Origin of the sequence: Streptomyces sp. SID3343, assembly GCF_009865215.1 — a bacterium.
Lineage (GTDB): Bacteria > Actinomycetota > Actinomycetes > Streptomycetales > Streptomycetaceae > Embleya.
The window spans coordinates 1-9,598 of sequence record NZ_WWJX01001134.1 but is presented as its reverse complement, the minus strand read 5'-3'; the positions used below and the strand labels follow the sequence as shown (position 1 = coordinate 9,598).

The 9,598-nt window shown below is 72.5% G+C and carries 8 protein-coding genes; all 8 read right to left on the bottom strand.

All coding sequences use genetic code 11. From position 1 onward, the window contains the following. Window positions 1-97: 97 nt before the first annotated feature. Complete coding sequence (locus tag GT354_RS35830; RefSeq protein WP_161360562.1) at window positions 98-1,900, bottom strand: glycoside hydrolase family 15 protein; 1,803 nt, start codon at window positions 1,898-1,900, stop codon at window positions 98-100. 5 nt (window positions 1,901-1,905) lie between these two features. After that, on the bottom strand, window positions 1,906-3,015 hold the full coding sequence (locus GT354_RS35825) for an enolase C-terminal domain-like protein (protein WP_161360561.1): 1,110 nt from the start codon (window positions 3,013-3,015) through the stop codon (window positions 1,906-1,908). Continuing rightward, window positions 3,012-4,757: a GMC family oxidoreductase gene (locus tag GT354_RS35820; RefSeq protein WP_161360560.1), complete on the bottom strand. Its 1,746-nt coding sequence runs from the start codon at window positions 4,755-4,757 to the stop codon at window positions 3,012-3,014. The genes GT354_RS35825 and GT354_RS35820 overlap by 4 nt, the downstream gene beginning before the upstream one ends. Continuing rightward, a complete protein-coding gene (locus tag GT354_RS35815; RefSeq protein WP_202512667.1) occupies window positions 4,754-5,509 on the bottom strand; it encodes a gluconate 2-dehydrogenase subunit 3 family protein in 756 nt (251 codons plus the stop codon). The genes GT354_RS35820 and GT354_RS35815 overlap by 4 nt, the downstream gene beginning before the upstream one ends. After that, entirely contained in the window at window positions 5,506-5,979 is a 474-nt protein-coding gene (locus GT354_RS35810) for a hypothetical protein (protein ID WP_346012333.1), read from the bottom strand. The genes GT354_RS35815 and GT354_RS35810 overlap by 4 nt, the downstream gene beginning before the upstream one ends. Beyond that, a complete protein-coding gene (locus tag GT354_RS35805) occupies window positions 5,976-7,799 on the bottom strand; it encodes a thiamine pyrophosphate-requiring protein (RefSeq protein WP_161360558.1) in 1,824 nt (607 codons plus the stop codon). Before GT354_RS35805 ends, GT354_RS35810 begins: the two co-directional genes overlap by 4 nt. 163 nt (window positions 7,800-7,962) lie before the next feature. Further along, complete coding sequence (locus GT354_RS35800) at window positions 7,963-8,286, bottom strand: plasmid stabilization protein (protein WP_161360557.1); 324 nt, start codon at window positions 8,284-8,286, stop codon at window positions 7,963-7,965. A 191-nt stretch (window positions 8,287-8,477) separates the two neighbouring features. Beyond that, window positions 8,478-9,598, bottom strand: a 1,121-nt coding sequence (locus tag GT354_RS35795) for an ornithine decarboxylase (protein WP_161360556.1), incomplete at its 5' end; no start/stop codon positions are given.

Below are 9,598 nucleotides of genomic sequence, written 5' to 3'. Positions count from 1 at the left end.
CGGGCGAGCAGTGCCACGCGGTCGCCTCGGGCGCCGAACAGGCGGGCGGTGGCGCGGCCGATGCCGGCGCTTGCTCCGGTGACGACGACGGTTCGGGTCATGATCGCTTCCCTTGTACAGGCCGAGGTTTGGGTGTAGGCCGGGGTTTGTGTGCCGGCCGGGGCTTGGTCAGGCGGGCGGCGCTTTCGAGCATCAGCGCGTGCACGAATGCCTGCGGCAGGTTGCCGCGCAGTTGCCGTTGGGTGACGTCGTACTCCTCGGAGAACAGGCCGGGCGGCCCGCACGCGGCCCGGTTGCGTTCGAACCAGCGGTGCGCCTCGACGTCGTGGCCCTGTTGGTGTTCGGCGAGTGCCATCAGGAACCCGCAGAGCAGGAAGGCGCCTTCGGCCTCGGCGAGGGGGCGTCCGTCGTGGCGGAAGCGGTACGCGTAGTGGTCGTCCGTCAGTTCCGCGCGATAGGCGTCCAGGGTGGCCCGAGTGCGTGGGTCCGCCGCGGCGAGCGCGCCGCGCAGGGGTGGGAGCAACAGCGCCGCGTCCGATGTCCCGTCGTCGGGTGAGCGTTTCCAACGGCCGTCGGGGTGCAGGTTGTGTGCGGCGGTGTGGGTCACGATCGTGTCGGCCAGTCGGCGCCACGCGTCCGGGTCCGGCAGGTGCGCTGCCGTCGCACGCAGGCCGGCCGCGCACGCGAGTCGACTGTGTGTCCACGCACGCGGTGCCAACTCCCAGATGCCGGCGTCGGGTTCGTGCCAACGTTCGGCGATCGCCTTCGCCGCGACGTGCGCGGCGGCTCGCGTCGGGGCGTCGAGACGGTCGTGGTCGGCTGCCGCGCCGAACAGCAGGAGGGCTTCGCCGAAGGCATCGAGTTGGAACTGGCCGTTGACCCGGTTGCCGACCAGGTCGTATCCGCCGGGGTAACCGGGCAGGTCCAGGCGGCGCTGGTCCTGGATCGGGCCGCCCGCGGCGGTGTAGGCCGGGCGCAGACCGGGGCCGTGCTCGTGCAGGCGCGCGCCGACGAAGCGCACCGCGTCGTCGAGCAGCGGGTGCCCTCCGGCGGCGGCGACCGCCTGGCCTGCGTAGCACTGGTCGCGGATCCACACGTAGCGGTAGTCGTAGTTGCGGCCGGCCTCGGCGCGTTCGGGCAGGCTGGTCGTGGCGGCGGCGACCATCCCGCCCGTCGAGGCGGTCAATCCGCGCATGACCGCGTAGGCGTGGCGGGCGTCGCGGGGCGCGAGCGTGTCCTCCAGCCGGGGCACCGCCTCGGCCCAGGCACGGGCGGTGTCGTGCCAGGCCCGGTCGGGGTCGACGGGGGCGGGTGGGGGGCCGTCGCCGATTTCCAGGACCAGGTCGTGCCGCTCCCCGGCGGTCAGCCGGAGGTCCAGGACCAGTCGACCGTTTTCGTCCGGCCGGGCCCTCCCGGCTCCGGACCAGCGCAGGCGCAACTCGCCGATGCGGGTGTTCCACCGGCCGTCCTCGTCACGGGTGGGGGTCGGCGCGAGGCGGTCGGCGAATCCGGCCGCCGCCGCGAACACCACCTTCACCCGAGCCGGGGCGTCGACGGCGACGATGCGGCGCAGCAGCACGGCGCGGTGCGGGTCGCCGGGGAAGGCGAGGGCTTCGCGGCATTCGACGACGCCGTCCTCGGTGACCCAGCGGCTGCGCCACATCAGGGTGCCGTCCTCGTAGTGTCCTCCCCACACGAAGCGGCCCCCGGGGGTGACGGCGTAGACGCCGGGGCCGCCGATCAGCGCGCCGAGGACGGCATCGCGGTCCCAGCGGGGCGCGCACATCCACACGATGTCGCCCCGGGGGCCGATGAGTGCCCCGCGCTCCCCGTCGGCGAGCAGCGCGTACTCGCGCAGGGCCTGCGGTGGAAAGTCCGGGTCGGCTCGTCCGCGGTCCATCCGCCTCACCCGACTCGGAAGCGTTCGGCGCGGTCCGGGCGCAGGGTGAGTCCGTGTCCGGGGCCGCCGGTGCCGGGGGTGATCGAGCCGCCGGTGGGGTCCAGGGTGCCGTCGAAGAGGAGGTTCTCGATGCGCACGTGGTCGTGGAACCACTCCAGGTGGCGCAGGTTGGGGATCGCGGCGGCGACGTGGGCGTGCGCGTGGGGCGCGCAGTGTCCGGAGACGTCCAGGCCGTGCGCCTGGGCGAGGGCGGCGGCCCGGAGCCACACGGTGAGGCCGCCGCAGCGGGTGGCGTCGGCTTGCAGGCAGTCGACGGCACGGGCCGCGGTCATCGCGGCGAAGTAGGGCAGTGCGTACCCGTATTCGCCGGCCGCGACGTCGGTGACCACCGCGTCGCGGACCGCGGCCAGGCCGGCGAGGTCGTCGGAGGAGACCGGTTCCTCGAACCAGCGCACGTCGAGGTCGACCAGCGCGCGACCCATCCGCACGGCCTGCTTGCGGTCGTAGGCGCCGTTGGCGTCGACGTACAGGCGGGTGCGGTCGCCGATCGAGGCCCGGGCCCGGACGACGCGTTCGAGGTCGCGACGCTCGCGGCCACCCCACGACTCGCCGATCTTGATCTTGACGCGTGGGATCCCTCGGTCCTCGACCCACGCGCGTAGTTGACGGTCTTGGCGGTCGTCGTCGTAGGTGGTGAACCCGCCGCTGCCGTACACGGGGACGTCGGAGCGGGCGGCGCCCAGGAGGTCGACCAGGGGCAGGTCCAGCAGTCGGGCCTTGAGGTCCCACAGCGCGATGTCGACGGCCGAGATCGCGCACGCGACCAGGCCGGGGCGGCCGATGTTGCGTACCGCCCGGTTCATCGCCTCGTTGGCGGCGGGTATGTCCCACGCGGGTCGGCCCACGATCGAGGCGGCGAGTTCGTCGCGGATCACCGCCGCGGTCGCCGGCGCGGCGTAGGTCCAGCCGAGGCCGGTGGTGTCGGCGGCGTGGGCCTGGACGACGACGATCGTGGTCGCCTCCCAGGTCAGGGTGCCGTCGCCCTCGGGCGCGTCGGTGGGCACGGTGTGGGTGGTGACCGTGAGCGCGTCCACGGCGGGGTCGAGCCTGCTCATCGTGCCTCCCGGCGGTCGTGGGGCGCGCGTGGGCCCGAGCGGGCGCCCGCGGCGAGTTCACCGGCGGCGCGGTCGACCAGGGCCATGATGGTCAGCGCGGGGTTGGCGCTGCCCTGGGTCGGCAGGACGCTGCCGTCGGTGATCAGCAGATTGGGCACGGCGAAGGTGCGCAGGTCCCGGTCGACCACGCCGGTGGTTTCGTCGGCGGCCATCCGGCAACCGCCGACGAGGTGGGCGTAGCGGTTGATCGTCATGACCTCTTGAGCGCCGGCCGCGCGCAGGATGTCCTCCATCACGTGCGTGGCCGCCTTGATCAGGGCCCGGTCGTTGTCGCACTGGGTGTACGCGAACTCGGCCACCGGAAGGCCGTGTCGGTCCTTCTCGGCGGCGAGGGTGACCCGATTGTCGGCCTGCGGCAGGAGTTCGCACAGCGCGCCGAGGGTGGCCCAGTGGACGTAGTCGCGCATGTAGGTGCGCAGGTCCTCGCCCCAGTGCCCCTGGGCGGTGACGTGTTCGGCCCACGTGATCGGCAGCGGCGACACGGTCTGGACGGAGAACCCGCGCCGATAGGGCTTGGCGGGGTCGGTCTCGTAGAACTCCTCGGAGGAGACCTCCGGCGGCGGGGCCTTGTACATGCGAATCTCCTCCCGGAACCGGCCGGCGGTCTGCGGGGCCCCCTGGACCATGAGGTAGCGACCCACCAGATCGTGGTCGTTGCACAGGCCGTGCGGGAAGCGCTCGTTCGCCGAGTTGAGCAACAGTCGAGGCGTCTCCATGGAATACCCGGCGACGGCGACGGTACGCGCTCGTTGGAAGTACTCCCGCCCTTCGTGTCGATAGTGCACGCCGGTCGCCAGGTGTCCTCGCGGGTCGATGTCCACGCGGGTGGCCATGCAGTCGGCGCGGATCTCGGCGCCGTGGGCGAGGGCGTCGGGCACGTGGGTGATCAGCGGTGAGGCCTTGGCGTTGACCTTGCAGCCCTGGAGGCAGAAGCCGCGGTAGATGCAGTGCGGCCGGTTCCCGAAGCGCCCGTTGGTGATCGCCACCGGCCCCACCCGGGCCTCGATGCCCGAGGCCGCCGCGCCCCGCAGGAAGATCTCGCCGTTGCCGCCGACGGGGTGCGGCGCGTACGGGTAGGGGTGCGGGTCGCCCCATGGCCAGTACTGGCCCGCGACGGGCAGTTCGTGCTCGATGCGCTCGTAGTGGGGGCGCAGGTCCTCGTACGCCAATGGCCAGTCGGCGCCCACTCCGTCGCGTGTGTGGGTGGCGAAGTCTGATGGGTGCAGGCGGGGTACGTAGCCCGCGAAGTGCACCATCGAACCGCCGACGCCTCGGCCGGAGTTGTTCGACCCCATCGGTACGGGGTCCGCGCCGGAGATCACCCGCGGCTCGGTCCAGTACAGCTTGTGCGACCCGGCCTCGTCGCTGACCCAGTCGGTGTCCGGGTTCCAGAAGGGGCCGGCTTCCAGGCAGACCACGGACCAGCCGGCTCGGGCCATCCGCTGGGCGAGGGTCGCGCCGCCGGCGCCGCAGCCGACGATCACGAGGTCGACCTCGTCCTCGGGGGCGTGCCGGCGCATGTCGCGGATCGCGCGTTGGTCGAAGCGGGTCCCGTCGTTGGGCAACAGCCAGGCGGACGCGTTGCGTTCGCGGACCGCGTGATCCGAGCGCAGGTTCTCGCGCAGCGTTTCGCGGGCGGCGCGCAGCCGGCGGGCGCCGGTGCGCGGGGCGTTCGCACTCATCGTGCGTCCTCGCTTCCCGCCGCGGCCGATCCCGGGCCGGGCGCTCCCTCGCTCGGTTGCCCACCCACCGGCTGCCTCCCGCTTGCCCCTTGGGCAACCGGTCCCCGGGCTACGGGGTCGCGCGGATCCGCGTCCGCGACCTCCCACGCCTCGCGTCGGTCCACTCCCGTGCGCGCGTAGCCGCGTGGGTAGGCGGGGCCGCCGAAACCTGTCTCGTTCCAGGCCAGGGGGTGCGCGTAGAACGCCGTGCAGGCGTAGCGCGTCCACAGGCTCCAGACCCGCCCCGCGGGCATCGTGTGCCAAGGCGTGTCCCCGAGTTCGCGGATCGCCCGGATCAGGCGCGCCTGCCTCGATCGGGTCAGCGCCACGAACGCGCTCCCCTCGTGTCGGTCGCGGGCGTCGCGATCCAACCCGGCGAGGGAGGCGCGCCAGGCTCGCCCGTCCTCGGGCATGTCCGCGTAGCGCCACCCGTCGGTGTGCCCGTCCGCGAGGCGTTCGTCGACCATGTGCAGGACCGGGACCCCGGGTTCGTCCCATTGCGCGAGGAGATGGTCGAGCAGCACCGACGCGACGGCCGCTTCCCGGCGGGTGAAGAAGCGCAGGTCGCTGTCGCGTACGCGGGTGCGGGCCGTCACGGCCGCAGCGGTGACCGGGTCCCAGGTCGCCGCCTGGGAGCGGACGTCGTAGCCGGGGAAGCGCCGGTTGGGCCCGCCGGGCGCCGCGTCCTGCACGGGCTCCCGCTCGCGGGTCACGCGTGGTCCTCCCGGCGCAGCACCGCGGCCACCAGGCCCATCCCGCCGACCATGGTCACCAACAGCGGGGCGAACAACGGCGGCCCCATCTCGACGTTGTAGCGGGCCATCGACCAGCCGCCGGGCTTTTGCGCGATGCCGCGCGTGTGCAGGTAGGTGCCCTGCAATCCGTTGGCCACGATCGCGGCGGAGGCGATCGGCAGCGCCGTCTTGGCCATCCGCCGGCTCGCGAACCCGGCCACGCCGGCGACCGCGCCGACGGGGCCCAGCACGACGGGCCACCACATCATCCGGTTGCCGAAACCGGCCCGGTCGTGTTCGAGGTAGACCTCGGCGGCGGTCACCAGCGACCCGGCGGCGGTCAGCAGGGCGAGGGTGCGCTCGAACCGGCCGTGTCGCACGTTGCGGACCAGGCGATCGAGAACGGGGACGGGCGTCGAATCGCGAGTCGGTGCCGGCACCGTGCTCACTGCCCCTCGCGCGCGCCGGGGCGGTCCCCTCGATCGCGCCCGCCCGGCAGCATCTCCTGGATCTTGGCCTTGACGCCCTGGCGGATCATGCCGCCCCGGTCGCTGTCGCCGTGCACGATCGCCGACGCGGCCGACTCGATCTGCCGGAGCGAGGCGTGCGGCGGGATCGGCGGCACCGCGGGGTCGGTACGGAAGTCGATCACGAACGGGCGGTCCGCGGCCAACGCCTCGCGCCACGCGGGTTGCACGTCGTCCGGCTTCTCCACCCGAACCCCGCCCAGGCCGATCGAGCGGGCGAAGTCGGCGTAGGGCACGTCGGGCAGGTGCTGTGAGGGTTCGAACTGCGGCGCGCCCTCCATGGCCCGCATCTCCCACGTGACCTGGTTGAGGTCGCCATTGTTCAACACCGCGACGACCAGGCGTGGATCGCTCCACTCGCCCCGGTACTTGGCCGCGGTGATCAGCTCGGCCATCCCGTTCATCTGCATCGCGCCGTCCCCGACCAGGGCGATCACCGGCCGGTCGGGGTGCGCGAACTTGGCGCCGATGGCGTACGGCACGCCCGGGCCCATGGTGGCCAGCGTCCCCGACAGCGACCCGCGCATGCTCCCGCGCATCCGCAGGTGCCGGGCGTACCAGTTCGCGGACGAGCCGGAGTCGGCCGTCACGATCACGTCGTCGGGCAACAGCGCGTCCAGGGAGTGGACCACGTATTCGGGGTTGATCGGGTCGGCGTCCACTGCGGCTCGCCGCTGCATGACCTCCCACCAGCGGGCCACGTTCGATTCGATGCCCTTGCGCCACTTGCCGTGCTTCTTCGCCCGAACCAGCGGCAGCAGCCGCCGAAGCGTCTCGTGCGCGTCGCCGACGAGGTTGATCTCGTAGGGGTACCGCAGTCCGATCATCGACGGGTCGATGTCGATCTGCACGCCGCGCGCCCGGCCGTACTCCGGGAGGAACTGCGAGTAGGGGAAGTTCGACCCGATCGCCACGAACGTGTCGCATCCGGTCATCAGCTCGTACGAGGGCCTGGTGCCGAGCAGGCCGATCGAGCCGGTCACGTACGGCAGTTCGTCCGAGAGCACATCCTTGCCGAGCAACGCCTTGGCGACCCCCGCGCCGAGCAGCTCCGCGAGTTCCTCCACCTCGGCCCGGGCGCCGCGGGCGCCCTGACCGACCAGGATCGCGACCTTCTCGCCGTCGTTCAACAGGTCGGCGGTGCGCCGCAGATCCTCGTCGGAGGGCACCGGCGCGAACCGGGACAGACCCAGGCTGGAGGGCACCATCTTGAACGCGTGGCCGGGCGCGCTGTAGTCGAGTTCCTGCACGTCCCCCGGGATGATCACGGCGGTCACGGTGCGCCGCGCGTACGCGATGCGCATCGCCCGGTCGAGCACGTTGGGCAGTTGCTCGGGCACGGTCACCGTCTCGCAGTACTCGGAGGCCACGTCCTTGTACAGGCTCGCCAGGTCCACTTCCTGCTGGTACGAGCCGCCCATCGCGGTGCGCGCGGTCTGCCCGACGATCGCGACCACCGGTACGTGGTCGAGCTTGGCGTCGTACAGGCCGTTGAGCAGATGGATCGCGCCCGGCCCGGACGTGGCCGCGCACACCCCCACGCGCCCGGAGAACTTGGCGTAGCCGACGGCCTCGAACGCGGCCATCTCCTCGTGTCGGGCCTGTACGAACTTCGGGTGGTCGTCGGCCCGTCCCCAGGCGGCGAGCAACCCGTTGATGCCGTCACCCGCGTAGGCGAAGACGTGTTCGACGCCCCACTCCCGCAACCTGGCGAGGATGTGATCGGCGACCTTCTCCGACATGAGACTTCCCTCCATGGGACGCGCATCGCCGGACACTCGACGCCCGCCGTTCGACGTCCGAACGCGACGGTCCCGATGCGGCCGCTCGTGCTGCGGCCGGGGGGAGGGGTCGGGACGGGCGGCACTGCGGTTGCCGGCGGTCACCGGCACGGAACGGGCGCGGCTATCGGCCGAGGGCCTGCTGGAGTTGCTTCTTGTTCATCGACGAGCGGCCCTTGATGCCGCGGCGTTGGGCGTCCGCGTAGAGCTGGTCGTAGGTGGGGCCCTGTGCTCCGCTGTGCGAGTGCTCGCCGCCGCGTTGCGGCGCGGGCTTGTCCTTGAGGGACGTACGGCTCGCGGTCTTGGATTCGCCGGCCTGGGCGCGTTCCTTGTTCACCGTGCGCGCGGCGATCTCCTCGGCCCGGTCGGTGCTCTCGCCGCGCTTCTTCGCGCTGTCCTTGATGTGCTCGTACTGGCGTTCCCGCTTCGGGCTCGATCCTCTCGGCACCTTGCTCACCTCGTTCGCGTCTCGCTCGCGTCGTCGTGCGACGACACGGGGCCGCTACCCGGGCGCCCGACAGGCATGCGCGGTCCGTCCGGGTGGAGACTCGTCCGGCGGTACCGGCTCGCGGCGACCGCGACGAGGGGCCGGGGCGGGATCGGCCCTCGTGGTGGTGTCGACGGTCGGGGCCGGGCGAGTCACCCGTCGATGTCGCGTACCGCCACGCGGATCGAGTCGAGCTTGGGGTCGATCGCGTCGGGGACGACCATGCCGGCGGCGACGCCCGAGACGAGGTAGTCCAGCACGGGTGCGGTCATCCGCTCACCGGGCAGGACGGCGGGGATGCCGGGGGGATACGGGGTCAGCATCTCTGCGGCGATGCGTCCGGCGGCCTCGCGGACCGGGACCTGTTCGGTGCGCGCGAAGTAGGCGTCCCTGGGCAGGTGTACCTGTTCCAGGCGCAGTTCGGACGGCGCCGGGACCTCGACGCGGGCGCCCCGGGCCAGGCCGGCGGCGTGTCGCGCCAGGTCGTGCAGGGCCTCCGTCAGCGTGGCCGCGGTCTGTTCGTCGTCCGCGTAGGTGAGCTGGGCGCTGATCCGGCGGTGGTCCGAGACGTGCAGGTTGATCCGGTGGTGTTCGCGCAGCCAGTCGGCGGCGGCGTAGCCGGTGGGTCCCAGGGCGGAGATGTCGACGATGACCTGGAGCGGGTCCATGTCGTGGGCTCGGTCGGGGCCGACGAACTCGGCGCGGTCGACGTGCAGGCCGTCGATCCCCTCGATCCGTTCACGGACGTTGTCTGCCAGGCGCAGCGCATTGCCGAGCAGCTCGCGTCCGTCCCGGACCATGTGCGCGCGCCACCCGTCCAGTGCCGCGTAGATCAGGACGTTGGGGCTCGTGGTGCCCAGGAGGTCGGCCCGGGAGCGCAGCACCTGGGGGTCGACCAGGTCGCCCTGGTGGTGGAAGACCGAGCTCTGTTCCAGGCCGCCGCCCATCTTGTGCACGCTGGTGACGCACACGTCGGCGCCGGCGTCCATCGCCCACGTGGGCAGGTCCGGGTGGAAGGGCAGGTGCGCGCCCCACGCCTCGTCGACGATCAGCGGCTTGCCGCGGCGATGGCACACGTCGGCGATCGCGGACAGGTTCGCGCACGTGCCGTACGGGGTGGGGCTGGTCACCAACGCCCCACGTGCGTCCGGGTGTTCGGCGAACGCCGCCTCGAACGCGTCGGGCTGCGGCGGGTGTGCCAGGTGGAGGTCCGGGTCCCAGGTCGGGTCGACCCAGATCGGCCGCACACCGCTGAGGATGAGGCCCGAGATCA